Source organism: Pseudoxanthomonas sp. (assembly GCF_002863005.1).
GTDB lineage: Bacteria > Pseudomonadota > Gammaproteobacteria > Xanthomonadales > Xanthomonadaceae > Pseudoxanthomonas_A.
The window spans coordinates 147,331-172,278 of the sequence record NZ_PKDG01000018.1; the positions used below are offsets into that span (position 1 = coordinate 147,331).

Consider the following 24,948-nt stretch of genomic DNA (forward strand, 5'->3'; position numbering starts at 1 on the left):
GCGCGGTCCCGTCGGCCGGAATCGTCCCTCATGCTGAAGTCCCGCTGGTCCCGTCCGTGGTTGCCGGTGTTGCTCGCCTCGCTGGCCGCTTGTTCGCCCCCGGGCGAACCTGTGCCCGTGGCCGTTGTGCCGTCACCGGTCGTGGACGTGGCGGACCTTCCTTCGCCGCCGGGCGCCGCGCAGCCCGACCTGGTCTCCACGCCGGACGGCGCGCTGCTGTTGAGCTGGGTCGAACCGATGGATGGCGCAGGCCATCGCCTGCGTTTCAGCCGCCGGCCTGCCGGGACGCAGGGCTGGGAGTCGCCGCGCACGATCGCCGAAGGCGACGCATGGTTCGTCAACTGGGCCGACACCCCGCATGTGTATGCCCTGCCGGACGGTTCGCTGTGGGCGCACTGGCTGCGCAGTACCGGGCCGTCGCGGATGGACTACGGCATCGACCTGGTGCGCTCCGGCGATGGCGGCATGACGTGGAGCGCGCCGCAGCTGGTGCATCCGTCCGGTACGCCGGGAGACCATGGTTTCGTGACGTTCTGGCCGCAGGCGCGCGACCGGCTGGGTATCGCATGGCTCGACAGCCGGCAGAAGGCGGCGTCCGCACATGCGGGGCACGACGGTGGAGGACACGACCACGCAGGCGGTGCCGCGATGATGCTGCGTGCCGCGACCTACGATCCGCAGGCGAAGCAGGTGGGAGAGTGGCCACTGGACGCATCCACCTGCGATTGTTGCACCACCTCGTCCGCGGTGACGGATCGTGGCGTCGTAGTCGTCTATCGCGGACGCGGCGATGGCGAGATCCGCGATACACGCATCGTTCGCTTCGACGGTCAGCGCTGGACGTCGCCTCGCGATGTGCATGCGGATGGCTGGAAGATCGCCGGTTGCCCCGTCAACGGCCCGATGGCGGTGGCGGACGGTGCCACGGTCTGGGTCGCGTGGTACACGGAAGCAGGTGGCGTGCCGGAACTGCGTGCGGCACGTTCGGACGACGCCGGCGATACGTTCGGTGCGCCGGTGACGCTGGCGAAGGGCATGCAGGTGCTGGGTCGCCTGGGCCTGGTCCATGGCGATGGCCATCTGCTGGTGAGCTGGCTGGAGCAGGCGCCGGACGAACGCCAGACGCTGGTACTGGCGCGCTACGACGACGCCTGGGCCGGCGCGCGGCGCGTCGATGTCGCCACCCTGTCCGCACGTGGACGCGCGAGTGGCATCCCGCGATTGCAATGGCACGACGATGCCGCGTGGCTGGCGTGGACCGATGTGGCCGGCGAAAAGCCACGGTTGCTGGGTGCGCGCGTCGTATTCCCCTGACGCGCCAAGGTGCGGCACTTCGTCGCACCTGACTCCGATGATCTGTCCCGCATAAAATCGCGCGGTGATCCGTTCGTCCGCCTTCCTCCGACCGATGCTGCAGCTGGCCTTGCTGGCGGCGCTGCTGATGGCGTTCGCGCCGTCGGTAACGCGGTGGGTGACCGCCACGGGATCGCAGATGCTGGCAGGCTGGACCGAGTTGTGTACGACCGATGGCATCAAGTGGGTCGATACGCGGGCCGAATCGCCGGTCGCCAAGGCGCCGTTTGGCAAGGCGCCGTCGCCCGCCGGCATGGCGATGGGTGCCGACTGCGCGTACTGCACCCTCGCGGCGGTGTTGCCGTTGCTGCTGCTCTGCATCGCGCTGCTGTTTCCCCGTCTTTCGGGCGGCATCCTCTCCAGCGTCCCTGCGCTACCGCCCGCGCGTCGCCTGCGGCTGCGCGGCCTCGGCGGACAAGGACCGCCGATCCTCCTCTGAACCACAAGACCCTTCGTTGATCGTGCGGCCCGTGCGCCGTGTCCTTGTGCTTTGGAGTTTCCATGTTCCTGATATCCCGGGCGACGCCGCGCGCGTCGTGCCTGTCCGTGGCCATTGCCGCGACCCTCTCGCTTTCCCCCTCCGCGCGTGCCGCCGACGCTGTCGTGCTGCCCGATGGCTCCCGCGTCACCCAGCTCGACACGGTCGAGGTCAAAGGCCACCAGGCCGGCCTCGAGCAGGTCTCCGGCACCGGCACGCGCCTGTCGCTGACGCTGCTGGAAACCCCGGCGTCGGTCACCGTCATCGACCGTGATGCGCTCGATGCCCGTGGCGTGCGCACCACGCAGGAAGCGCTGGCCGGCATTCCCGGCCTCACCGTCGCGTCGCCGCCGGGCAATGGCAATGCGGTGACGTACCGCGGTTTCTCCGGCAGCCAGATCACGCAGTTATTCAATGGCATCGACGTGCAGTACGCCAGCATCGCCGCTCGACCGGTGGATGCGTGGCAATACGAGAGGGTGGAAGCCATCGGCGGTCCGTCGAGCTTCCTGTACGGCGCGGGCGCGGTCGGTGGCACGATCAACTACGTCACCCGGCTGGCGCGACTGGACCGCGACGAAGCCGCCGTGCAGGCGTCGTGGGGCTCGTTCCGCGATGGCACGCTGGCGATGGGGGCCAACCTTCGCATCGGCGGCGACGATGCGCGCCAGGCGATCCGTGTCGATGCCAGCACGCGTGATGGCGAGAGCTGGATCGACGGTCAGGAGCGCGAGGCATCGACACTCGCCGCTTCGTGGCTGGCGCAACTGGCGCCGACCCTGCGACACACCCTGGCGGTGGAGGTCCAGCAGGAGGACAGCCATCGTCCATACTGGGGCACGCCGGTGCGTCAGCCCGCCACCAGTCGCCTGTCGGTGCTGCCGCAGACCATCGGCCGCAACTACAACGTCGCCGACGGCTACTACGGACAGGACGTGCGCTGGGCGCGTTCGCTGCTGGAGTGGACGCCTGGCGAGCACGACACCGTGCGCAACACCCTCTATCACTACGACGCGCTGCGAGACTATCGGAACGTCGAGAGCTACCGCCTGACCGCCGGCAACGACGGCGTGATCCGTTCCGGCACGCTGCTGCAGCGGCACGACCAGCAGGTCTACGGCAACCGGCTGGAATGGAGCCACGAAGGCGAACTGTTCGGCCTGCCGACGCAATGGGCGACCGGCCTGGACGTCAGCTACAACCGGCAGACGCGCTTCCCGCTTTCGCTCTCGGCCACGGTGGATACGGTGCCGCTCGATGCGGTCACGCCGGGACGCTTCCTCGATGTATCCGGCACGGCGATCGTCTACACGCCCGACCGCACCAACCGGCTGCACACGCAGGCGGTTTACACGGAGAACCTGACCGAACTGACGCCGTCGCTGTCGCTGCTGGCCGGCCTGCGCCATGACCGCATCGTGCTGGACGTGGTGAACCATCGCGCGGTCAGTGCGACCAATCCCGCCCGATTCGAGCGCGAATACTCGCCCACCACCGGACGTGTCGCGCTGAACTGGGCCATCACGCCGCAGGCGAGCGTCTACGCGCAGTACAGCACCGCGGCCGATCCGCCGGCAGGCATCCTCAGCACCGCGAACTTCGCGACGCTACGCGACTTCGACCTGACCACGGGTCGCCAGGGCGAGATCGGCGCGAAGTTCCAGTCGCGCGATGCGCGGAACTTCGCGACGCTGGCGGCATACCGCATCGTGCGCCGCAACCTCGCCATCACCGATCCCTCCAATCCGGGGCAGACGCTGCCGGTCGGCCAGCAGTCGTCCCGCGGCATCGAAGCGACCTTCGGCTGGCGGCCGACGGAGGCGCTGAAGGTCGAGGGCAACCTGGCCTGGGTGGATGCCACGCTGGATGATTTCTACGAGAACGTTGGCGGCGTACCGGTATCGCGCGCCGGCAATCGCCCCACCAACACGCCCTCGCGAGTGGGCAACGTGTGGCTGGACTACCGCTTCACGCCACGCTGGTCTGCCGGCGTGGACATGCGTGGCGTGTCGTCGCGCTTTGCCAATGCCGCCAACACGCTGTCGACCGCAGGCTACGCGACATGGGGTGCGCACGTGGGCTTCCGCTGGAACGACAGTACGGAACTGACCGTGCGTGGCCGCAACCTCGGCGACCGCACCCATGTGGTGTACGCGCTGGGCAGCACGATGGCCTACCTGGGCGATCCGCGCAGCTGGGAAGTGGTGCTGCGGAAAACGTTCTGAGTGCCATGCACGGCGGCAACACGGAGTTGGGTAAGGTAGCGGCCGGACACTCGGAGGATGCCTGCCATGCGCGGTCTCGACTTCAGTTCATGGCAGGGCCTGCTGACTACCCTGGCGGGGCTGGCGCTGATCACGGTGATCGGCGTCGGCATCCGCCTGCTGGTGATGCAGACGGTGCAGGAGCGGCGGGCGCGCGAGAATCGGCAGATCAACGAACGGTTGCGCACGCTGATCGCGGCCTACAAGGTGCTCGGCGGTTCGTTCACCGGGTCGCTGGACGTCGATCCGCGCCACTTGCGCGACCTGCGTGCGCAGGCGCGCGACGCGGGCGTCGAGCTGGTCGACGACGGCAGCGACCGGTCACGGCGCATCCGTGATGCCGTCGAAGCGGCGCTGTCGGACATCATCCTGCTGGGCACCGACGAACAGGTGCGGCTGGCCGTGCAGGCGGCCACCGATCTGGCGGCGGGCCGGCCGATCCGCACCGATGCGCTGGTGGTGTCGCTGCGCGACTTCATCCGCGGCGTGCTGGACCTGGAACCCATCCCGCCCTCGTTGGCGATACCGCGGCAAGGTCCGGCGCGGCCGGTCGCCTCCAAGGGCAAGGGCGAGGGCGCGAAAGGCGAGGGACGGCAGGGCGGAGGGGGCGGTGCAGGCGGCGCCGGGATGGGCATGGCCGGCATGGGCGCTGGCGCGGGGATGGGCGTGGGGATGGGCGCGGGCAGCGAACCTGATCGCGAGCTGGCGCCCTGACGGTCATTCGTCGATCCAGCGGCGCTCGGGGCCGGGACGCTTGGCCAGCTTGCGCTGCAGCGATCGGCGGTGCATGCCCAGCAGCCGTGCGGCGGCGGAGATGTTGCCTTCGGTTTCGGCGAGCGCCTGCTGGATGTGCTCCCACTCCAGCCGACTCAGCGGGGTCATGGTGTCTTCTGCCGCATCCGCCTCGTCGCCCGGCACGGCGGGGGTCTCCAGCCCCAGCGCACGCAGGATGGTCGGCACGGTGGCCGGCTTGGGCAGGTAGTCGTCGGCACCGCGCTTGATGGACTCCACCGCGGTGGCGACGCTGGCATAGCCGGTGACGAGCAGGATCTGCATGTCGGCGCGCAGCGCACGCAAGGGTTCGATCAGGGACAGGCCGGAGTCGGCGCCCAGCTTCAGGTCGACCAGCGCGAAATCCGGCGGACAATCGCGCGCCTTCGCCAGTGCGCTGGCGGCGTCCAGCGCGATCTCGGTCTCGATGCCCTTGCGCGCCAGGCTGCGTTGCAGGGTGCGCGCATAGAGTTCGTCGTCGTCGACCAGCAGGCCTTTCATCGGATGCCTCTCATCAGGGAGATTCGTCATTGCCCGCCACCGGCAGGCGGAACTGCACCTGCACGCCTTTAGGCGGCACCGCGCGCATGGTCATGCGTCCACCCAGTCGCTCGATGGTGGCGTGCGACAGGGCCAGGCCCACGCCCATGCCCTCCGGCTTGCTAGTGCGGAAGAGTTGCTCGGACTGGAACGGCAACGCTTCGTGGAACCCGTTGCCATAGTCGCGCACGGTGCCGACCAGCTCGTCGCCTTCGCAGCGCAGGTCCAGGTCCACGCGTTGCGAGCCGGCCTGGCGGCTGGCGTCGGCGGCATTGTTCAATAGCGCCTGCAGCAGGTGACCGGTGGAGGCGTCGGTCGCCAGCCACGGCGGCAGGGCGCCGGTGCGCTGCAGTTCCACCGTCGGGCGGATCAGTTGCCAGCGCTGCACCACATCGTCCAGGTCGACGCGCTGGCGCACGCCCATGTCGGCCGAGGCGGCGAGTGCGCGCACGCGGTCGCGGCAGAGGTCGATCAGCTGGCGCATGGTGCCGGCATCCTCGCGGATGTCGGGCTCGCTCGCGTGTTCGCGGATGTCCTCGGTCAGCAGCGTCATCGTCGCCAGCGGGGTGTTGAGCTCGTGCGCGACGGCGGCGGCGTGTGTGGCCAGCGCGACGATGCCCTCGTTGCGCGCGAAGCGCTCGCGCAGGCGGGCCAGTTCCTGTTCGCGCAGGCGCAGCGCGGCGACCAGGCGCGTGGAGAAGTACAGCACCACGCCGGCGGAAAGCACGAAGTTCACCGCCATGCCCCAGAGGTGCACGTTGAAGTTGTTGCCGTGCAGGTGCGGCAGCGGCCGGCCGAAGACCGCGGTCAGGATGTAGCCCAGCAGGCAGGCCACGCCCGTGGCCAGCACCCAGCGCAACGGCAGGGCCAGCGCGGAGACCGCGATCAGCAGCAGGAACATCGAGCTGAACGGATTGCCGATGCCGCCGCTCCACGCCACCAGCCAGGACAATACGGCCACGTCGACCAGCATGTGGGCGAAGGCTTCGGCGGCGCGCTCCTCGCCGGGCCGGCGGCTGCGCCAGGTCGCGTAGACGTTGAACAGTCCCAGCGCACCGATCCCGGCCCACAGCGGCCAGCGCGGCAGATCGATGCCGAGCGGACCGAGCGCCACCAGCACGGTCACCGCCTGGCCCACGATCGCCACCCAGCGCAGGTTGCAGAGCGTGCGCAGGAACGAGGGCGACAGGGTCAGCAGCGTATTCGGCATGGTCACATGCTAGTGCAAGCGCGCGGGCCGGGCCTGCGGCATGGCGTCGCAGGGGCGTGTACGAGACCCCCGGGCGGCCCACGCTACAATGCCGCCATGCACGACGCCGTCACCCGCCCCACGCCTCCCACCGACGCCGCGCCCTGGCCGCGCCGCATCACCCAGGCCGTCCAGATCGGCAATGCCGTCGTCGGCGGTGGCCGCCCGGTGGTGGTGCAGTCGATGACCAACACCGATACGGCCGATGTCGCCGGCAGCGTGAAGCAGGTCGCCGAACTCTGGCGGGCCGGCTCGGAAATGGTCCGGCTGACCGTCAACAACCCCGAATCCGCCGCCGCCATCCCGCGCATCCGCGAAAAGCTCGAGATGATGGGCATCTCGGTTCCGCTGATCGGCGACTTCCACTACAACGGCCACCAGCTGCTGGCGGGCGAGCCGGCCTGTGCGGAAGCGTTGGCCAAGTACCGCATCAACCCGGGCAATGTCGGCTTCGGCAAGAAGAAGGACACCCAGTTCGCCCAGCTGATCGAGTTCGCGATCCGCTACGGCAAGCCGGTGCGCATCGGCGCCAACTGGGGTTCGCTGGACCAGGCGCTCGCGGCGCAGCTGATGGACGAGAACCACACGCGCGACATCCCGTGGGACGCCGGCCGCGTACTGCGCGAGGCGCTGATCCGCTCGGCGGTGGATTCGGCCGAACGCGCCGTCGAGATCGGCCTGCCGCGTGATCGCATCGTGCTGTCTGCCAAGGTCAGCGGCGTGCAGGAGCTGATCGCGGTGTACCGCGACATGGCGGCCCGCACCGATTTCGCGCTGCACCTGGGCCTGACCGAGGCCGGCATCGGCAGCAAGGGCATCGTGGCGTCGAGCGCCGCGCTGGCCGTGCTGCTCCAGGAAGGCATCGGCGACACCATCCGCATTTCGCTGACGCCGGAACCCGGCCAGTCGCGCACGCAGGAAGTGATCGTCGCGCAGGAACTGCTGCAGACCACCGGCCTGCGCGCGTTCACGCCCATGGTTACTGCGTGTCCGGGTTGCGGGCGGACCACGTCCGAATTCTTCCAGGAGCTGGCCAAGGTCGTGCAGGAACATGTGCGCGGCAAGATGCCGGAGTGGAAGGTCACCCATCCCGGCGCCGAGAACATGACCCTCGCCGTGATGGGCTGCGTGGTGAACGGGCCAGGCGAATCGCGCCACGCCAACATCGGCATTTCTTTGCCAGGCACGGGCGAGGCGCCGGCCGCGCCGGTGTTCGTCGACGGCGAGAAGAAGGTCACGCTGCGTGGCGAGAACATCGCCCACGAATTCGTCGCCCTGATCGACGATTACGTCGAGGCAAAGTACGCGCGTGCTGCCGGCTGACACGCTGGCGAACGGCCGGCGCTTCATCGCCGGGCTGTTTCGCGAACATGGCGGGCGCTTCGTCCTCCTCTTCCTCTGCCTGCTGGCCCCGTTGTGGCTGTTCGTCGAACTGGCGGACGAAGTCCACGAACTGGAAGCCTTCTACTTCGACGATCCGCTGCTGTGGCGCGCACACGCGATGGCAGGGCCGGCGCTGGACCGGTTCTTCATTTTCATCTCGGCGATCGGCTACCAGTGGGGCGTGGTGCCGGTCGACATCGCACTGACGGCCGGTCTGCTGATCGCGCGACGCTGGCGTGAGGCCACCTTCGCCGGCGTGTCGTTCGCAGGTTCGGCGCTGTTGAACATGGCCACGAAGCAGTTCTTCCAGCGCGACCGGCCCACCTTGTGGGAATCCATCGCGCCCGAGCACACCTTCAGCTTTCCCAGTGGCCACGCGATGGGTTCGGCCACCTTGGCCATGGTGGTCGTGCTGCTGTGCTGGCACACGCGCTGGCGCTGGGTGGCGGTCGCCCTGGCGGGCAGCTTCGCGGTGCTGGTCGGCGTCTCGCGCATCTACCTGGGCGTGCATTATCCGTCCGACATCCTCGGCGGATTCGCCGCCGGCATCGCCTGGGTGTCGGGTGTCTACCTGGTGCTGTACCGCATCCGCGAGCGGCCGTGGCAGGTAAAAGGCTAGGGCTCCTGTGGGAGCGACGTAAGTCGCGATGAAGCGATGCCGGTGGTCTCTCGCGACTTACGTCGCTCCCTCATCCTTCTTCATGCTTTTCAAGGCGCGTACGCGCGCTGGCGCTTATCCTGCAGTCGCTGGTGCAGATTGCTGGTCGCGGATAAGACCGGCGGGGATGGTGGTGCTGGCCATCACTAGCCGTTAGACATCCTTGGCGGCTGGGACGCCGGCATCGCGTGGGTGTCGGGGGCTATATGGCGCTGTACCGCATTCGCGAGCGGCCGTGGCAGGTCAAAAGGCCAGATTAAAGGCTAGGGCTCCTGTGGGAGCGACGTAAGTCGCGATGAAACGATGCCGGTGGTCTCTCGCGACTTACGTCGCTCCCACATCCTTCTTCATGCTTTTCAAGGCGCGTACGCGCGCTCGCGCTCTTCCTGCAGCCGCTGGCGCAGGTACTGGTCGCGGGTGAGGCCGGCGGGAATCGTGGTGGCGGCCATGACCTCGGCAACGACCTGCGCCTCGCGTGCCTTGTAGGACTGGAAGCGTGGGTCGTTGGCTTGCTGCGCGGCGAAAGCGGCCATGCGCTGGTCAGCGTGTGAGCGATAGCGGTCGGCGATCACGGCCACCTCTGCCGCCTGCTGCGCGGGGTCGTCCACGGTCGCCTTGACCAGCGCGGTCCGCAACAGCAGGGCTTCGCCCGCGGACAATCCGGCGGCGGCCTCGTAGCGGTCGATCTGCCGCTTCAGCGCGTCCGCCCGCTCGCTGCGCTCCACGGCGCGCAGGGAGGCGGCGCGCGCGAAGAAGTCCTTCGCCTCGGCCTCGAAGCGCTGGCGCTCGCGATAGGCCTGCGCTTGCGGCGTGGCCTGCAGGGTGCCGAGCGCCGGGGAGCGGGCACCTGCGGAACCCGCAGGGGCAGGGGGCGTCGTCGGCACTCCCCGGGACGCGGCGTGCGTCCACCAGAGCGCGGCGGCGGTGAACACCAGCAGCGGCACCAGCAGTGTCAGCAGTTTCCTCATGCGTACTCCTCGTGCGCCGGGGCCGTCGCCTCACGACGGCCCTCGGGCGCGGACCTCAGCCCATCAGCTGGTCGACCAGCCAGTACAGCAGGTTGAACGGCTTGGCCTTGTCGTCCTTGTCGTCCTGTTCGCTCGCATCGAGCACCTTGCCCTGGCCGTCGAGCACGCTGTCGATGAACTGCTTCAATTCCAGGTTCTGCGCCTGAACGTCGGCGTTCTTGAAATCGACGATGGTGGTGCAGTGGCTTTCGTTGAGCGCGCGGTACTGCGGGAAGTAGCCGCCGACATTGTTCAAGCCGTTGAGGCGGTCGCGAAGGCGTGCCGTATCCGTGTTCCAGCGCGCATGGATGCGTGCTTCCTTGGTGGCCTGGTCCGGTGCGTTGGCGATGTCGGGATAGAAGCGTTCGTACGAGTACGACGAGTAATTGAGGTCTTTCCAGAAGTGCGTATGGCCCATGCGGTCGCTGGCGTACTTGCTGGACAGGGCGGGATACAGGGTGCCGAGTTCGTTGAGGTCGAACTGCGGCAGGCCGCTGGCGAGATAGGGCAGCGGGCCGTTCGGCTGGTCGAGGCCCCACGCGCTGCGGATCAGCGCCATCAGCGGCTGCGAGGGGTAGTCGACCGGATTGCCGTTCTTCGGCGTGGGGAAAATCGGGCCGGAATCGTCGATCAGGAAGCTGCGCGTGGGCGCCAAGTCGCGCCGCAACGGGTGGTAGCTGGTCAGGCTGCCGGCGCCGCCGGCGCTGCAGCCGGTGGACAGCATCTGCGTCGGGCGGGGCAGGTTGTCCTTCAGCCAGCCGACCACCGCGCGCACGTTGCGTGTGCCGTTGTGGTGCCACACCAGGGGGGCATTCTGCCCGCTCGGGTCGTCGTAGACGGCCACCTTGTCGCCGCTGTAGATGTCGCCGGTGCAGTAGGGCACGTAGACCATGTTCCAGCCCTGCGTCTTCACCGACTCGAACGGGCTGACCCGGGTGACGAACGGACTGACCAGGCTCGCGCCGGGATTCAGCAGGCTCATGTAGTCGTCGGGGATGCCGTTCGGATTGCGTGCACCGCGGATGCCGCCCTGGCCGCTGCAACTGGCGTAGTCCCAGCACGCGCCACCGCCCTCCATGTAGATGATGGTGTTGCGCGTATCGGCGACGCGGTTGACGAAGAACTTGAACGGTGAACCGTCGCCGCACACGGCGCCCGTCGACGGCGCCAGCTGGATGGTCTGCCACGCGTCGTAGCGGCCCGGCTGGAAGCCGTCGTTGAAGCCGGAGGGATTGGACAGCAGCGGATAGTGGCCGGTGCGCTGGGCGGCGGTGACCTTGTTGTCCGCCTTCGGCGGCGAGACCAGGTTCACCAGGGTCTGCCAGAAGCTGTAGTCGCCTTCCTCCGCTTTCAGGGGGGCGGCGACCGCCAGCGTCAGCGTGGCGGCCGCAAGGACGAGCGGCAGGCGGGCGGGTCGTACGGGTGCAACCATGATCGGATCCTCCGGCGAGAGTCAGGCGGGACGTTCAACGGGATGGACTGCCTTGGCGTGCGGCACGCGTGGGGGCGGCGACCGTACAGGGGCGGATGGTGGTGCGTCGCGACGCGGGCGGCATTAAGCCGGCGTGATGGCGCCGGGTTTGGCTGCCGATACCCCCGACATTGGCCGCGATGCCCCCCTTCCTCGGCGCCGTCGCCGCTGAGGTAAATGCAGCGATCTCGCGTCGCAGCACGTGGCACGTCCGGCATCGGCGGTCATCGCGGCCCGGCAACGCATCGTTGCGGGCCGGTGCCTTGCCGCCGCGCGGGCGTGGATCGAACATGGCCGCCCGCCGACACGCGCGGCGATGATGAGGGGGACGGGGAGCGCGATGCAGGACGTGGTGGACAAGTACGGCGTGGCCCTGGTCTTCGTCAACGTGCTGGCGTTGTCGCTGGGCCTGCCCGTGCCCGCGATGCCCACGCTCATCCTCGTCGGCGCCGGACTGGCGCTGCAGCCGGACACGATGTGGCTGCCGCTGCTCGGCGTACTGGCCGTCTCGGTGGCCGCCAGCCTGATCGGCGACAGCGCGTGGTTCTACGCGGGTCGCCGTTATGGCAACCGTACACTGCAGTCGCTGTGCCGGCTGTCGCTGTCGCGCGACACCTGCATGAAGCGCACCGAGCGCTTTTACGGCCGTTTCGGCATCCGCGTGCTGTCGGTGGCCAAGTTCATTCCCGGCCTGTCGATGGTGTCGGTGCCGCTGGCCGGCGCCATGCAGGCGCGACTGCCGTCTTTCCTGCGCTACGACGGGCTCGGCGCCACGCTGTGGGCCGCGCTGGGGCTGGGGTTGGGCGTGGTGTTCTCGCGGCAGGTCGAAACGGTGATCGACACGCTGTCGCAACTGGGCGCCGGCGCCGGCGTGCTGGTCGGGACCGTGCTGGCGGTCTATGTCGCGTGGCGCTGGTGGCGTCGACGCAGCCTGCTGAAGTCGCTGGACGCCGCGCGCATCGAACCGTCGGACCTGAATGCGCTGATGCGGTCGGCAAATGCCCCGGCGCTGTTCGACATCCGTGCGCCAGGCTTCCGCGCGGTGGATCCCTACATCATCCCGGGGGCGATCTTCGCCGACGAGCGCCGGCTCGACGGCATCCTCGCCGGCTATCCGCGCGACGGAAAGGTTGTCATCTACTGCGCGTGCCCCGATGAAGTGTCCGCGGCGTGGATGGCCGGCAAGCTGCGCGCGGCCGGCTTCCACGACGTGCTGCCGCTGCGTGGCGGCATCGACGCATGGCGCGCAGGCGGCTTCGGCGTGGATCCGCTGGCCCGCTGAGCCGCGCCCCGGTCAGTGCTCGATGCAGACGCGGTTGCGGCCTTCGCTCTTGGCGCGGTACAGGGCGGCATCGGCCGCGGCCATCATGCGGCTCACCGTGTCGCGGTCGGGCGTCAGCGCGGCAATGCCGATGCTGACGGTGATCGTCTGCGCGTGGCCCCCGGGACGGAACACCACCGCTTCCACCGCCTCGCGCAGGCGCTCGGCGAATCCATAGGCGGCGTCCGGTCCGCACTCGGGCAGGAGCACCGCGAATTCTTCGCCGCCGATGCGTGCGGCGGCATCGTCGTTGCGCACGTGCCGGCGCACCAGCGCCGCGATCTGCTTGAGTACGTGGTCGCCGGAGATATGGCCGTAACGGTCGTTGATCGGCTTGAACAGGTCGACGTCGATGATGCACATGGTCAGTTCGCGCTGGTGCCGCATGGCGCGGGCGATCTCCTTCTCGACGGTCTCGATGAAATGCCGGCGGTTGTACATCTCCGTCAGCGCATCGTGGGTGGCGAGCTGGTAGATCTCCTCGTGGTAGTGCGCTTCCACGCTGCTGTGGCTGATGAACTTCAGGATGCTTTCGCCCAGCGTGATGTGGTCGCCGTCGGCGAGCACCGCCTCGCCAACCGGGTCGTCGTTGACCCGCGTGGTGTTGGTGGCGCCGAGGTCGCGCACGCGGTAACTGTCGCCCTCGCGCCAGATTTCGCAGTGCAGGCGCGAGACGCTGTTGTGCGGAATGTGCAGGTCGGCTTCCTGGGAGCGGCCCACCCGCACGCGCGCGGTGTCGATGTCGGCCCGCCGGCCCAGGCCTTCGCCATGGATGACCACCACGCACGCGGACCGGTGCGACGCCGGGCGCGGGCCGTCGCTCAGGATGGTCCGCTGCGTGGTCGGTGGATCGTGGGAATCCCGGGACATGCGAAGACGGCTGACAGGTGCGGGCCCGAGTGTAACGGATAGGTCGGTCAACTCACGCTTCCGCTACCATGGCCGGGCGCACCGGGGAAAGTGGCATGACATCGCAACCTTACGACGACCTCGCACCCACCGAGAGCCTGGCCACGCGCCTGAAGGACGCCCCGACGGCGCCCGACGGCACGCTGGCGCCGGGCGCGCGGCTGGGGAGGTACCGCATCGAGGACCTGCTGGGGCGGGGCGGCATGGGCGAGGTCTACCGGGCTGCGCAGCTGGAGCCGGTGCGCCGCGACGTCGCCCTGAAGCTGATGCGCTCCCAGCGACTGCAGGCGCGCCATCTGGCCTGGTTCGAGGTCGAGCGGCAGGTGCTGGCGCAGATGCGCCATCCCGCCATCGCCCAGATCTACGACGCCGGCACCACGGAGGAGGGCTACCCGTTCTTCGCCATGGAGCTGATCGACGGCAGCCCCATCACGCGCCACTGCCGCGACCATCAGCTGTCGCTGGACGAGCGCGTGGCCTTGTTCATCCGTGTCTGCGAGGGCGTGCAGCATGCGCACCACAAGGGCGTGGTGCACCGCGACCTCAAGCCCGGCAACCTGCTGGTGGATACGGTCGACGGGCGGCCGGCGCCGAAGATCATCGATTTCGGCATCGCCATGGCCGCGTCGCTGGCCGGCGACGCCGCGCTGGAGCGTGCAGGCACTCCCGAGTACATGAGCCCCGAACAGGCGCAGGGCGACGCCGCCCAGGTCGACACCCGCAGCGATGTCTATTCGCTCGGCGTAGTGCTGTGCGAACTGGTGACCGGCGTACGCCCGGAGGCCGTGGGCGAAACCTGGGCGGCGGACACGCCGACCGCGGTGGCGCCGTCGTCGCGGCTGGCGGCGCTGCCCGCCGACCAGGCCCGGCAGATGGCACAGGAACGCGGCCTGTCGCTGGCGCGGATGCGCGCGCGGCTGCGGAGCGACCTGGACTGGATCGTGCTGAAGGCCATGCAGCACGACCGTGACGCGCGCTACGACGCGGTCGCGGCGCTGGCCGACGACCTGCAGCGCTATCTGGATGGCCGCGTGGTGGCGGCGGTACCGCCGAGCCGGCGCTATGCGTGGCGGAAGTTCCTGCGCCGCCATCGCACGGCAGCCGTGGCGGCGGGCTTCGGCCTGCTGGCGCTGCTGGGGGGACTGGCGCTGTCGCTGTATGGACTGCAACAGGCGCGGACGCAGCGCAGCGTCGCCGAGGCGCGCAGCGCGGAGCTGGAGAAGGTCGCCGCTTTCCAGCAGTCGATGCTGGAGGGCATCGACATCGAGACCATGGGTGTCGGTCTGTCCGAAGGCCTGGTGCGCCAGGTGGCGAGCGTGGATCCCGGCGCCTCCTCGGCGTTCGGTGCGACGCTGGCGAAGGCGAGCACCGGCGACCTGGCGCGCGACCTGGTGGATCGCCAGTTGCTCGCCAACGCGGAAGAGGCCATCGCCCGCGATTTCGCCGACCAGCCCGACGTGGCGGCCAGCCTGCGTGAATCGGTCGCCCGCGTGTACGCCGCCATCGGACGTTACGACAAGGCGGCCGAGCATTTCGGCCGCGTCGCCGAGCATCGCGCGGCCGCGCTGGGCGAGGGTGCGCCCGAGACGCTGCGTGCGCGCAACGAACAGGTGCAGGCGCTGCTCGAAGGCGCGCACATCGACCAGGCCGAGACCGTGTTGCAGAAGGCGCTGCCGCGCGCGTTCGCGCTGCCCGTGAACGACCGCGTGCGGGTCAAGCTGGAACTGGCGCAGGCGCAGGTCATCTCCGCACGCGGCGATCGCCCGCGCGCCAAGGGCGTCGTGCAGGCCGTGCAGGAGCGCCTGCTCGCCAGCGTCGGCGAGCGCGATCCGGCCACGCTGGAGGCCACCAACAACCTCGCCGCCGTGCAGCGCAACCTGGGCGAACTGCCCGAGGCGCGCGCCAACATGGAGAATGTGGTGGCGCTGCGCACCGCGACGCTGGGTCCGGATGACGACGAAACCTTGTCCGCCATGGGCAACCTGGCCGTCCTGCGCATCATGAATCGCGAGAAGGACGCGGCGATCGCCATGCAGCGCGACCTCACCGCGCGCTACATCACCAAGCTGGGCAGCGAACATCCCACCACCCTGCAGGCGCGCAGCACGCTGGCCACGATGATGATCGACGGCGGCGACAAGCAGGCGGTGAAAGCCGCGGTTCCGGCGCTGCGCGAGGTACTCGCCGCGCGGGAACGCGTGCTCGGCCGCGACCACCCGCAGACGGTACGCACGCGCCTGAACCTGGCGACCGCGTATGCCAGGCTCGGCGATTTCGCCGCCGCACTGCCGCTGGAAGAGCAGGTCATCACCGCGCGCAGCCGGACCCAGGGTGCCGCGCACCCGGACACGCTGTCGATCCTGGTCAATCATGCCGGCACGTTGCTCAATGCCGGCCAGGCGGAAGCGGCACTGCGCCTGCTGGGCGATGTGCAGCCGCTGGCGTTGAAGACGCTCGGCGAAAAGCACCCGCAAGCGCAGGTCACCATGGTCATCCGTGCCGAAGCCTTGCGCGTGCTCGGTCGGACCGCGGACGCCGTGCCGGAGTACGAGCGCCTGTTCGCACTGCGCCGGCGCGTGCTGGGCGAGACGGACCTGGAAACCCGTATCGCGGCCTGGAACCTGATCGACACGTACAACGAGCTGGGACGCAAGGCCGAGGCCCAGGCCCTGTACCGGCAATACGTCGCCCCCCTGCTGGCGGCGGACCCGAACACGCTGGATGACGACGACGCGGATTTCGTGCAGCGCTATCGCGCCGGCGACCGGCCCGGCAAGCAGCCCGCCAGGCAGGGCTGAGTCGCCGGAACGGTCACTCGCCGGGTTTGGCGGCCGCGCTGGCGGCCTCCGAGGCCGAGCGCCGCGACAGCACCGCCTCGCGATGGGCGATGTACGCGTTGGCGCCGAAGATGATGCCGGCGCCAAGCAGCGTCCACCGGTCCAGCGACTCGTCGAACAACAGCCACCCGAACACCGCCACCACCGGCAGCTGCATGAAGCTGATCGGCGTGAGCGCCGACACTTCGCCCAACTTGAGCGCACGCGTCCACAGCATGTGGCCGCCGGTGCCGAGCACGCCGGCGGCGACGACCCAGGCCCAGGTGATGCCCTGCGGCCATTCCCACACGGCCAGCGCCGGCACCAGCGACATCGGCACCCACAGCAGGGTGGTGTAGATGACGATGCGGTCGGCCGGTTCGGTGTTCGAGAGTTGCTTGATCTGGATCGCGACCAGCGCGCTCATCACCGCGGCGAGTACCGCGATCATCGCGTCGGCGGTGAACTGCGAGGTGCCCGGGCGCACGATGATCAACACCCCGACGAACCCCAGTGCCACCGCAGTCCAGCGGCGTGCGCGAACCTGTTCGTTGAGCAGGGCGGCGGCGGCCAGGGTGACGAACAGCGGCGTGGAATACGACAGCGACACCGCCTGCGCCAGCGGCAGGTGGCCGATGGCCCAGAAGCCGGCCAGCATCGAACAGATGCCGATGACGCAGCGGAACAGGTACCGCGGGAACTGCGTGGTCTTCAGGAAGCCGGGGCCGTGCCGCAGGATCAGCGGGGCCGCCGCCAGCAGGCCGAAGAAGTTGCGGAAGAACGCGATCTCGAACGTGTGCAGGGTCGCCGACGCCAGTCGGATCGCCACCACCATCAGCGCGAAGAACACCGTGCTGCCCAGCATCAGCACGGCGGCGCGATAGTGGGCGGGCAGGGCGGGCATGCGGTCCGGTGATCTACCAGCGGGCGCCGATGATCTTCGGTTCGGGCTCGATGCGCACACCGAAGCGCGCATGCACCGCGTCTGCGATGCGTCGTGCCAACGCCAACAGCTGCGCACCGGTGGCTTCGCCGTGGTTGACCAGCACCAGCGCGTGCGCTGCGGATACGCCTGCATCGCCATCGCGGTGGCCCTTCCAGCCGCAGGCTTCGATCATCCAGGCCGCCGACAGCTTTCGGTTGTGCGTGGCATCGCCACGGAACACGGGCAAGGTCGGGTAATCGACCAGCAACGCATCCGCCTGCGCCTGCGAGACGATGGGATTCTTGAAGAAGCTGCCGGCGTTGCCGACCACGGCGGGGTCGGGCAGCTTGCGCCGGCGGATGCGGATGACCGCTTCGCCGACATCGCGGGCGGTCGGCGTGGCGATGCCCATCGCCGCCAGTTCGTCGCGGATGCCCGTGTAGTCCAGGCGCAGCGCGGGCGCGCGCGGCAGCAGGAACTCCACCGCGGTCACCAGATAGCGGTCGGGATCGTGCTTGAAGACGCTGTCGCGGTAAGCGAAGGCGCACGCGTCGCGGTCCAGGCGCACGCGCGTGCCGTCGCGGCGATCCATGGCCTCGACGACATGGATGAACTCGCCCACTTCGGTGCCATAAGCGCCGATGTTCTGGATCGGCGACGCGCCCGCGGTGCCCGGGATCAGCGCCAGGTTCTCCAGGCCGCACAGGCCCTGGTCCAGCGTCCACATCACCAGCGGATGCCAGTCGACCCCGGCATCCGCGCGCACGAGCGCATGGCCACCATCGTCGGACAGCATGCGCACCTCGCGCGTGGCCATGGCGATCACGGCGCCCGGTGCGTCACCGGCGAACAACAGGTTGCTGCCGCCGCCGATCACCAGCGATCCGCCTTCGATCACCTGGGGAAGCGCGAATACCTCGTCGAGCGCGGCTGCATCGTCGACCTCGATCAGCCACGGCGCCCGCGCCGGCACGCCGAAGGTGTTGCGCTCGCGCAGCGAGGCGTTCGGGGTAACGCGGTAGCCGGTGGTCATTCCGGCGCTACCGGCCCGCCGCTCGGGGCTTCGCGGCGGCGGCGGATCGCTTCCACGCATTCACGGACCAGTTCGGGGCCGCGGTAGACGAGGCCGGTGTAGCACTGCACCAGCGAGGCACCGGCCGACATCTTGGCCACGGCATCGGCGCCGGACAGGATGCCGCCGACGCCGATCAGCGGAATGCTGTGCGGCAGCCGCGTGCGCAACCGGCGCAGCACCAGCGTCGCCTGGCCCATCAGGGGCGCGCCCGACAGTCCCCCCGTCTCGCGCGCCTGCGGATGCTCCTGCACGCTCAGGCGCGAGACGGTGGTGTTGGTGGCGATGACGCCATCGACCTGCATGTCGCCTAGCACGCGGGCGACGGCGTCGATGTCGCTGTCCGACAGGTCCGGCGCGATCTTGACCAGCATCGGCACACGCTTGCCGTGTTGCGCGGCCAGCTCTTCCTGCGCCTCGCGCAACGCGCCGATCAGCTGGCGCAGCGCCTGCTCTTCCTGCAGTTCGCGCAGGCCGGCGGTATTGGGCGATGAAATGTTGACGGTGATGTAGTCCGCCAGCGGGTAGACACGTTCCAGGCAGTACAGGTAGTCGGAGGCGGCACGCTCGTTGGACGTGTCCTTGTTCTTGCCGATGTTGATGCCGAGCAGCCCGCGGTCGCGGCGCGCGGCTTCGACATTGCGCACCAGTGCATCGACGCCTTCGTTGTTGAAGCCGAGCCGGTTGATGACCGCCTGGTGTTCCGGCAGGCGGAACATCCTCGGTTTAGGATTGCCCGGCTGCGGCTTCGGCGTGACCGTGCCGATCTCGACGAAGCCGAAGCCCAGCGCGAACAGGGCGTCGATGTGCGCGCCGTTCTTGTCCATGCCGGCGGCCAGGCCGACGGGATTGGGGAAGGTCAGGCCCATGACCTTGGTGGGCATCGGCGTGATCGGCCGCGCCACCAGCGGGGTGGTGCCCGTGCGGTAGGCCAGGTCGAGCGCCTTCAGGCCCATGCCATGGGCGGTCTCGGCGTCGAGGCCGAACAGGAAGGGGCGGGCGAACGAATACATGGACGCGCGCGGAGTCAGTTCAACGTCGCCAGCCAGGCCATGCCGCCCAGGAAGAGGAAGATCACCGCGATGCCGATCACCCACAGCAGCGCTGACACCCAGCCCAGTATCAAGCCGCCGATGGCCATGCCGTCGCCGTCCAGCGTGCCTGCGCTGCGGCGGATCTCGGCGCGCGCCATGTGACCGGTGATGATGGCTACGAGGGTGCCGATGAAGGGCAACAGGGTCCAGCCGAGGATGCCGGACACGAGGCTGGCGATGGCGAGGCTGCTGGTGGTGCGGGCTTGGTTCATCAGGGGCTCCGTGCAGGGGTCAGGGAGGCGCGCCGGCGCTGGACCGGGCGGACAAAAAAAAGCGCCACCCGGAAGGGGTGGCGCGATTATCCCAGAAGCCGGCCCGTTCAGGGCAGCCGGCACGCATGCCGGCCGGCCGCGTTCGGGTCAGAGATCGAACTTGATGCCCTGTGCCAGCGGCAGCGAGTCGGAGTAGTTGATCGTGTTGGTCTGGCGGCGCATGTAGACCTTCCATGCATCCGAGCCGGACTCGCGGCCGCCACCGGTCTCCTTCTCGCCACCGAATGCACCACCGATCTCGGCGCCGCTGGTGCCGATGTTGACGTTGGCGATGCCGCAGTCGCTGCCGGCCGCCGACAGGAACTGCTCGGCCGCCTTGAGGTTCTGGGTGAAGATCGACGACGACAGGCCCTGAGGCACGGCGTTCTGCATGTCGATGGCTTCGTCCAGGGTCTTGAACTTCATCACGTACAGGATCGGCGCGAAGGTCTCGTGCTGGACGACTTCATCGGAATTCTTCAGGCCGGTGACGATCGCCGGCAGCACGAAGTTGCCCGGGCGGTCGATCGCGGTACCGCCGGTTTCGACGGTGCCGCCGCTGGCCTTGGCCTTGGCGATGGAATCGAGGAACTGCTGCACGGCGCCCTGGCTGTTGAGCGGGCCCATCAGGTTGGCCGGATCCAGCGGATCGCCGATCTTGCCTTCCACCTGCTTGTACGCCTTGACCAGCGTGGACAGCACGGTGTCGTAGATGGATTCGTGCACGATCAGGCGACGCGTGGTGGTGCAGCGCTGGCCAGCGGTGCCGACGGCGCCGAACACGATGCCGGGGATCGCCAGCTTCAGGTCGGCGCTTTCATCGAGGATGATCGCGTTGTTGCCGCCCAGTTCCAGCAGGCTGCGGCCCATGCGGCGCGCGACGCGTTCGCCGACGGTACGGCCGACCTGGGTGGAGCCGGTGAAACTGATCAGCGGGATGCGCTTGTCGTCGACGAACTGCTGCGCCAGTTCCACGCCGGCGTCGTTGATCAGGAAGAAGATGTCCGGGAACCCGCCGGCCTTCAGCGCCTCGTTGCAGATCTTCATGCTGGCGATCGCGGTCAGCGGCGTCTTGTTGGACGGCTTCCAGATGCAGATGTCGCCGCAGATCGCGGCCAGGAACGCGTTCCATGCCCACACAGCGACCGGGAAGTTGAACGCGCTGATGATGCCGACCAGGCCGAGCGGCTGGTACTGCTCGTACATGCGATGGCCGGGGCGCTCGGAGTGCATGGTGTAGCCGTACAGCATGCGGCTCTGCCCCACGGCGAAGTCGGCGATGTCGATCATCTCCTGCACTTCGCCGTCGCCTTCGGGCTTGCTCTTGCCCATTTCCAGCGCGACCAGCGAGCCCAGCGCGTCCTTGTGCTTGCGCAGCGCTTCGCCGCACAGGCGCACCGCTTCGCCGCGGCGCGGCGCCGGCGTGGTGCGCCAGATCCTGAAGGCGGCCTGGGCGCGCGCGACGATCTTCTCGTAGTCGGCCTGGCTGCTCGCATGGACCTCGGCGATCACCTCGTCGGTGGTCGGGTTGATCGACTGCAGCAGGCCGGCGTCGGTGGTCGTGGACCACTCACCACTGCCGAGGTAGGTGCCGGAGTTGGTGGTGGTAAGGCCGAGGGCCTTGAGGAGGTCAGCAGGCATGGAAGCTCCAGGGTCGTTGCACGGGATGCCGCCGGACGGCGAAGCATCGAAAGAGGTGCGCGATTCTACCAGAGACGGCCCGCCGGACCTTGCGTAAGTCTGTGTTTTTCCAGCGATTCCGGGCCCATCGATGATTGCGCGGAACGCCGATGATTCGGTGCCGGGCTTTATTCGGATTGCCGATGCGGGAACGGATAGATCGTCGATTCGCCGAGGTGCGCAGGCGGCGCGGGCGATGGGAAAGATGGTGACCCCGGCGCGATTCGAACGCACGACCTGTCCCTTAGGAGGGGACCGCTCTATCCAGCTGAGCTACGGGGCCATCGGCGCCGATTCTCGCACGAAGCGCCGCCACGTACGACGCATCCGGCGCCCGGCCGTATCACGCCGACGATCCTCATGGCACTGTGGAACAACGCCCCCCCACCTGTTCGCACCCATGGACATCCGCCTCGATGACCTCCGCCATCCTGACGTCATTGCGCTGCTGCAGGAGCACCTGGACTGGATGCATCGCACCTCGCCGCCCGAAAGCGTGCATGCGCTCGACCTGGACGCGCTGCGGCAACCCGACATCGCCTTCTGGACGCTCTGGGACGGTGAGACGCTGGCCGGATGCGGTGCGCTGCGCGCGCTGGACGCGACCCACGGTGAAGTGAAGTCGATGCGGACCGCGCAGACGCACCTGAGACGTGGCGTCGCTGCGACGATGCTCGATCACATCCTGGCCGAGGCGCGCAGGCGGGGGTATGCGCGCCTCAGTCTGGAAACCGGTGCGATGGCGTACTTCGCCCCCGCGCATGCCCTGTATGCGCGTGCCGGTTTCCATCCATGCGCCCCCTTCGGCGATTACGTCGAAGACCCGAACAGCGTCTTCATGACACGTGCGCTGTAGGCAAGTGTATTGGTTTCAGTTGCATCCAACTGAAATCATTGGCTTTGTTGCGTCGCAGCGCTTGACAGCCCCCCGGGGTTCCGTGGTTCTCTTGCGCCATGCGACCTTCCGTCCACCCCTGTGCGACCCCGACCCCGGCCCCCATGCCAGCGTCGGCGCATGCGTGCGGCGGACGCTCCCTGATTACGACCATTACCACCCTGACTCGTCGGGTGCGGCTGGTCGTGTTCGCGTAATAAGCAAACCACGGCCCCGCACCCGGATCAGGATGCAGGGCCTCCCCACTTCCTGATGCGTGCCGGGCCTCCTACCCGAGGTTCCTGACCCATGTCGTCCCGCAACGCCGAAGTCCCACCTGCCAAACCGCGCACCGTCGTCCACAAGTTCGGCGGCACGTCCGTTGCCGATGCCGAGCGCTACCGCCATGTGGCGCAGCTGCTGCTGGCGCGCGACGAAGACGTGCAGGTCACCGTGGTGTCGGCGATGAAGGGCGTGACCGACGCGCTGATCGAGCTGTGCGAGTTGGCCGCGGCCAATCGCCCGGAATGGCATGAGGCCTGGCACGCCTTGCGCGCGCGCCATCGCGGTGCGGCCGTCGCGCTGCTCGGCGAGGCATCGGGACCGGTGATCGAATGGGTGGACGAGCGCTTCACCCGGCTCGAGGAAATCCTCAACGCACTGATCGTCATCGGCGGGCTGCCGGAACTCGTCCTGCAGCGCGTGCAGGGGCTGGGCGAAGTCTGTTCGGCGCGCCTGCTCGGGGAATACCTGACGCTGCAGGGCGAAGACTGCGCCGTGCTGGACGCGCGCGATGTGTTGCGCGTCGACCACGGCGAACTCGGCGTGGTGGTCGACTGGGAAACCAGCGCGCAGCGACTGGCGGCGTGGCAGGCCGCACACCCCCAGCGCCGCGTCGTGGCCACCGGCTTCGTCGCGCGCGACCGCGAGGGCCGTTTCACCACGCTCGGCCGCAACGGCAGCGACTACTCCGGCGCCATCTTCGCCGCCCTGTACGACGCCGCCGAACTGCACATCTGGACGGACGTGGACGGCGTGCTGTCGGCCGACCCGCGCGTGGTGCCGGAAGCCGTGCAGCTGGGTGCCCTGAGCTACGACGAAGCCTGCGAACTCGCATATTTCGGCGCCAAGGTCGTGCACCCGCAGACCATGTCGCCGGCGATGGAACGCGGCCTGCCGATCATCATCCGCAATACCTTCCATCCCGAACATCCCGGCACCCGCATCACCGCCGAACGCGATGCGGTCGGCCCGGTCAAGGGGCTGACGCTGAGCGCCGACCTGGCGCTGCTGAACCTGGAAGGCACCGGCCTGATCGGCGTCCCCGGCACGGCGGAGCGCGTGTTCGCGGCGCTGCGCAACGCGCATGTGTCGGTGGTGATGATCTCGCAGGGCTCGTCCGAGCATTCGATCTGCTGCGTGGTCCGGGCCAGCGAGGCGGGAAAGGGGCAGGCGGCGCTGCTGGACGCCTTCGCGCACGAGCTGGACACCCGGCAGATCCAGCGCGTCCAGCGGCGCGATGGCGTGAGCGTGCTCGCCGCGGTCGGCGATGGCATGGCGGGCACTCCCGGCGTATCGGCGCGCCTGTTCGGCGCGCTGGGGCGCGCGCAGGTCAATATCCTGGCGATCGCGCAGGGGTCTTCCGAGCGCAACATTTCGGTGGCGATCGACAGCGCCGACGCCACCAAGGCGCTGCGTGCGGCGCATGCGGGCTTCTGGCTGTCGCCGCAGACCTTCGCGGTGGGCGTGATCGGCCCGGGCAATGTCGGGGGCGCACTGATCGAGCAACTGCGCGCGGCGCAACCGCAACTGCTGGGCAAGGCCAACGTCGACCTGCGCCTGCGCGCCATCGCCTCGAGCAGGCGCATGCTGCTGGACGAGCGCAGCATCGGCGCCGACTGGCGCGCCCGCTTCGACGCCAGTACGCAACCGGCCGACCTCGACCGCTTCACACAGCACCTGCTGTCCGCGCACATGCCGCATGCGGTGATCGTGGACTGCAGCGCCAGCCCGGTGGTCGCGGACCGTTACGCCGAATGGCTGGCCGCCGGCATCCACGTCATCACGCCGAACAAGCAGGCCGGTGCCGGTCCGCTGGCGCGTTACCACGCCATCCGCGACGCCGCTGCGGCCAGCGGTGCCCGCTTCCGCTATGAAGCCACGGTCGGTGCGGGACTGCCGGTGATCTCGACACTGCGCGACCTGGTGGATACCGGCGACACCGTGGTCTCCGTGGAAGGCATCTTCTCCGGCACCCTGGCCTGGTTGTTCAACAGGTTCGACGGCAGCGTGCCGTTCTCGCAGCTGGTCACCGAAGCGCGCGGCCTGGGTTACACCGAACCCGATCCGCGCGATGACCTGTCCGGGACCGACGTGGCGCGCAAGCTGGTGATCCTGGCGCGCGAAGCGGGCCGGGAACTGGCGCTGGAAGACGTGCAGGTCGAGAGCCTGGTGCCGGAAGGGCTGCGGCAGGCGAGTGTCGACGACTTCATGGCGCGACTGGGCGAGGTGGATGCCACGTTCGGTGAGCGGCTTGCGAACGCGCGCGCCGCGGGGAACGTGCTGCGCTACGTCGCACGACTCGATGCCGAAGGCCATGCGAGTGTGGGGCTGGTCGAGCTGCCGTCGGGGCACGCCTTCGGCAACCTGCGCCTGACCGACAACATCGTGCAGTTCACCACGCGCCGTTACTGCGACAATCCGCTGATCGTGCAAGGCCCCGGCGCTGGTCCCGAGGTCACCGCCGCGGGCGTCTTCGCCGACGTGCTGCGCGTGGCGGCCGGGCAGGGGGCGAAGCTGTGAGGGATCCGACGACGAGGGACGGAGCGTGGG

Annotated in this window: 20 protein-coding genes and 1 tRNA gene; 10 read left to right on the forward strand and 11 right to left on the reverse strand. The window is 68.9% G+C overall.

What is annotated here, in order from left to right; all coding sequences use genetic code 11:
* Positions 1-30: 30 nt before the first annotated feature.
* The 4 genes from CYU89_RS08510 to CYU89_RS08525 all read left to right on the forward strand — a co-directional run bounded on the left by CYU89_RS08510 (position 31) and on the right by CYU89_RS08525 (position 4,809).
* Positions 31-1,314, forward strand: coding sequence for a sialidase family protein (locus CYU89_RS08510; RefSeq protein WP_296280176.1), 1,284 nt, complete (start codon positions 31-33; stop codon positions 1,312-1,314).
* A gap of 64 nt (positions 1,315-1,378) precedes the next feature.
* The gene (locus CYU89_RS08515) at positions 1,379-1,792 is read left to right on the forward strand and encodes a DUF2946 family protein (RefSeq protein ID WP_296280177.1); all 414 of its coding nucleotides are present in this window, start codon (positions 1,379-1,381) and stop codon (positions 1,790-1,792) included.
* A gap of 62 nt (positions 1,793-1,854) precedes the next feature.
* Positions 1,855-4,056 carry a TonB-dependent receptor gene (locus tag CYU89_RS08520; protein ID WP_296280178.1) on the forward strand — a complete coding sequence of 734 codons (2,202 nt, stop codon included), beginning with the start codon at positions 1,855-1,857 and terminating at the stop codon, positions 4,054-4,056.
* 66 nt (positions 4,057-4,122) lie between these two features.
* Positions 4,123-4,809, forward strand: coding sequence for a hypothetical protein (locus tag CYU89_RS08525; RefSeq protein ID WP_296280179.1), 687 nt, complete (start codon positions 4,123-4,125; stop codon positions 4,807-4,809).
* Between the two features lie 3 nt (positions 4,810-4,812).
* On the opposite strand, the gene CYU89_RS08530 is transcribed toward CYU89_RS08525, so the two are convergent.
* Both CYU89_RS08530 and CYU89_RS08535 read right to left on the reverse strand, forming a co-directional pair.
* A complete protein-coding gene (locus tag CYU89_RS08530; protein ID WP_296280180.1) occupies positions 4,813-5,367 on the reverse strand; it encodes a response regulator transcription factor in 555 nt (184 codons plus the stop codon).
* Positions 5,368-5,380: 13 nt separating this feature from the next.
* Complete coding sequence (locus CYU89_RS08535; RefSeq protein ID WP_296280181.1) at positions 5,381-6,616, reverse strand: ATP-binding protein; 1,236 nt, start codon at positions 6,614-6,616, stop codon at positions 5,381-5,383.
* Positions 6,617-6,712: 96 nt separating this feature from the next.
* Between CYU89_RS08535 and ispG the strand changes: the two genes are divergently transcribed.
* Complete coding sequence (gene ispG, locus CYU89_RS08540; RefSeq protein ID WP_296280182.1) at positions 6,713-7,978, forward strand: flavodoxin-dependent (E)-4-hydroxy-3-methylbut-2-enyl-diphosphate synthase; 1,266 nt, start codon at positions 6,713-6,715, stop codon at positions 7,976-7,978.
* Between the two features lie 4 nt (positions 7,979-7,982).
* A complete protein-coding gene (locus tag CYU89_RS08545; protein ID WP_296280256.1) occupies positions 7,983-8,657 on the forward strand; it encodes a phosphatase PAP2 family protein in 675 nt (224 codons plus the stop codon).
* A 395-nt stretch (positions 8,658-9,052) separates the two neighbouring features.
* Here the strand turns inward: CYU89_RS08545 and CYU89_RS08550 are convergent, their stop codons facing one another.
* Together CYU89_RS08550 and CYU89_RS08555 are read right to left on the reverse strand one after the other, a co-directional pair.
* The gene (locus tag CYU89_RS08550; RefSeq protein ID WP_296280183.1) at positions 9,053-9,664 is read right to left on the reverse strand and encodes a hypothetical protein; all 612 of its coding nucleotides are present in this window, start codon (positions 9,662-9,664) and stop codon (positions 9,053-9,055) included.
* A gap of 55 nt (positions 9,665-9,719) precedes the next feature.
* A complete protein-coding gene (locus CYU89_RS08555; protein ID WP_296280184.1) occupies positions 9,720-11,135 on the reverse strand; it encodes a pectin acetylesterase-family hydrolase in 1,416 nt (471 codons plus the stop codon).
* Positions 11,136-11,514: 379 nt separating this feature from the next.
* On the opposite strand from CYU89_RS08555, the gene CYU89_RS08560 reads away from it, so the two are divergent.
* Positions 11,515-12,456 carry a DedA family protein/thiosulfate sulfurtransferase GlpE gene (locus tag CYU89_RS08560; RefSeq protein ID WP_296280185.1) on the forward strand — a complete coding sequence of 314 codons (942 nt, stop codon included), beginning with the start codon at positions 11,515-11,517 and terminating at the stop codon, positions 12,454-12,456.
* 12 nt (positions 12,457-12,468) lie between these two features.
* Here CYU89_RS08560 and CYU89_RS08565 read toward each other — a convergent pair whose 3' ends face one another.
* A complete protein-coding gene (locus tag CYU89_RS08565; RefSeq protein ID WP_296280186.1) occupies positions 12,469-13,365 on the reverse strand; it encodes a GGDEF domain-containing protein in 897 nt (298 codons plus the stop codon).
* Positions 13,366-13,460: 95 nt separating this feature from the next.
* Between CYU89_RS08565 and CYU89_RS08570 the strand changes: the two genes are divergently transcribed.
* The gene (locus CYU89_RS08570; protein ID WP_296280187.1) at positions 13,461-16,202 is read left to right on the forward strand and encodes a serine/threonine-protein kinase; all 2,742 of its coding nucleotides are present in this window, start codon (positions 13,461-13,463) and stop codon (positions 16,200-16,202) included.
* Between the two features lie 13 nt (positions 16,203-16,215).
* Here CYU89_RS08570 and CYU89_RS08575 read toward each other — a convergent pair whose 3' ends face one another.
* From CYU89_RS08575 to CYU89_RS08600, 6 genes are all read right to left on the reverse strand, one after another.
* Positions 16,216-17,124 (reverse strand): DMT family transporter, encoded by a 909-nt coding sequence (locus CYU89_RS08575; protein WP_296280188.1) that lies wholly within the window; start codon positions 17,122-17,124, stop codon positions 16,216-16,218.
* A 13-nt stretch (positions 17,125-17,137) separates the two neighbouring features.
* Entirely contained in the window at positions 17,138-18,178 is a 1,041-nt protein-coding gene (gene murB, locus CYU89_RS08580) for a UDP-N-acetylmuramate dehydrogenase (RefSeq protein WP_296280189.1), read from the reverse strand.
* Positions 18,175-19,230 (reverse strand): quinone-dependent dihydroorotate dehydrogenase, encoded by a 1,056-nt coding sequence (locus CYU89_RS08585; protein WP_296280190.1) that lies wholly within the window; start codon positions 19,228-19,230, stop codon positions 18,175-18,177. Before CYU89_RS08585 ends, murB begins: the two co-directional genes overlap by 4 nt.
* 14 nt (positions 19,231-19,244) lie before the next feature.
* The gene (locus CYU89_RS08590) at positions 19,245-19,523 is read right to left on the reverse strand and encodes a DUF4190 domain-containing protein (RefSeq protein ID WP_296280191.1); all 279 of its coding nucleotides are present in this window, start codon (positions 19,521-19,523) and stop codon (positions 19,245-19,247) included.
* A 147-nt stretch (positions 19,524-19,670) separates the two neighbouring features.
* Positions 19,671-21,203, reverse strand: coding sequence for an aldehyde dehydrogenase family protein (locus CYU89_RS08595; RefSeq protein WP_296280192.1), 1,533 nt, complete (start codon positions 21,201-21,203; stop codon positions 19,671-19,673).
* A gap of 245 nt (positions 21,204-21,448) precedes the next feature.
* Positions 21,449-21,525: transfer RNA gene (locus CYU89_RS08600), tRNA-Arg, on the reverse strand.
* Between the two features lie 117 nt (positions 21,526-21,642).
* Between CYU89_RS08600 and CYU89_RS08605 the strand changes: the two genes are divergently transcribed.
* Together CYU89_RS08605 and thrA are read left to right on the forward strand one after the other, a co-directional pair.
* Positions 21,643-22,098 carry a GNAT family N-acetyltransferase gene (locus CYU89_RS08605; protein ID WP_296280193.1) on the forward strand — a complete coding sequence of 152 codons (456 nt, stop codon included), beginning with the start codon at positions 21,643-21,645 and terminating at the stop codon, positions 22,096-22,098.
* A 327-nt stretch (positions 22,099-22,425) separates the two neighbouring features.
* The gene (gene thrA / locus CYU89_RS08610; RefSeq protein ID WP_296280194.1) at positions 22,426-24,918 is read left to right on the forward strand and encodes a bifunctional aspartate kinase/homoserine dehydrogenase I; all 2,493 of its coding nucleotides are present in this window, start codon (positions 22,426-22,428) and stop codon (positions 24,916-24,918) included.
* The last annotated feature ends 30 nt before the right edge of the window (positions 24,919-24,948 follow it).

Coding starts and splice junctions, on each gene's coding strand:
- CYU89_RS08510 (WP_296280176.1), top strand. CDS start 31: ATGCTGAAGTCCCGCTGGTCCCGTCCGTGGTTGCCGGTGTTGCTCGCC.
- CYU89_RS08520 (WP_296280178.1), top strand. CDS start 1,855: ATGTTCCTGATATCCCGGGCGACGCCGCGCGCGTCGTGCCTGTCCGTG.
- CYU89_RS08525 (WP_296280179.1), top strand. CDS start 4,123: ATGCGCGGTCTCGACTTCAGTTCATGGCAGGGCCTGCTGACTACCCTG.
- CYU89_RS08530 (WP_296280180.1), bottom strand. CDS start 5,367: ATGAAAGGCCTGCTGGTCGACGACGACGAACTCTATGCGCGCACCCTG.
- CYU89_RS08535 (WP_296280181.1), bottom strand. CDS start 6,616: ATGCCGAATACGCTGCTGACCCTGTCGCCCTCGTTCCTGCGCACGCTC.
- ispG (WP_296280182.1), top strand. CDS start 6,713: ATGCACGACGCCGTCACCCGCCCCACGCCTCCCACCGACGCCGCGCCC.
- CYU89_RS08550 (WP_296280183.1), bottom strand. CDS start 9,664: ATGAGGAAACTGCTGACACTGCTGGTGCCGCTGCTGGTGTTCACCGCC.
- CYU89_RS08555 (WP_296280184.1), bottom strand. CDS start 11,135: ATGGTTGCACCCGTACGACCCGCCCGCCTGCCGCTCGTCCTTGCGGCC.
- CYU89_RS08560 (WP_296280185.1), top strand. CDS start 11,515: ATGCAGGACGTGGTGGACAAGTACGGCGTGGCCCTGGTCTTCGTCAAC.
- CYU89_RS08565 (WP_296280186.1), bottom strand. CDS start 13,365: ATGTCCCGGGATTCCCACGATCCACCGACCACGCAGCGGACCATCCTG.
- CYU89_RS08570 (WP_296280187.1), top strand. CDS start 13,461: ATGACATCGCAACCTTACGACGACCTCGCACCCACCGAGAGCCTGGCC.
- CYU89_RS08575 (WP_296280188.1), bottom strand. CDS start 17,124: ATGCCCGCCCTGCCCGCCCACTATCGCGCCGCCGTGCTGATGCTGGGC.
- murB (WP_296280189.1), bottom strand. CDS start 18,178: ATGACCACCGGCTACCGCGTTACCCCGAACGCCTCGCTGCGCGAGCGC.
- CYU89_RS08585 (WP_296280190.1), bottom strand. CDS start 19,230: ATGTATTCGTTCGCCCGCCCCTTCCTGTTCGGCCTCGACGCCGAGACC.
- CYU89_RS08590 (WP_296280191.1), bottom strand. CDS start 19,523: ATGAACCAAGCCCGCACCACCAGCAGCCTCGCCATCGCCAGCCTCGTG.
- CYU89_RS08595 (WP_296280192.1), bottom strand. CDS start 21,203: ATGCCTGCTGACCTCCTCAAGGCCCTCGGCCTTACCACCACCAACTCC.
- CYU89_RS08605 (WP_296280193.1), top strand. CDS start 21,643: ATGGACATCCGCCTCGATGACCTCCGCCATCCTGACGTCATTGCGCTG.
- thrA (WP_296280194.1), top strand. CDS start 22,426: ATGTCGTCCCGCAACGCCGAAGTCCCACCTGCCAAACCGCGCACCGTC.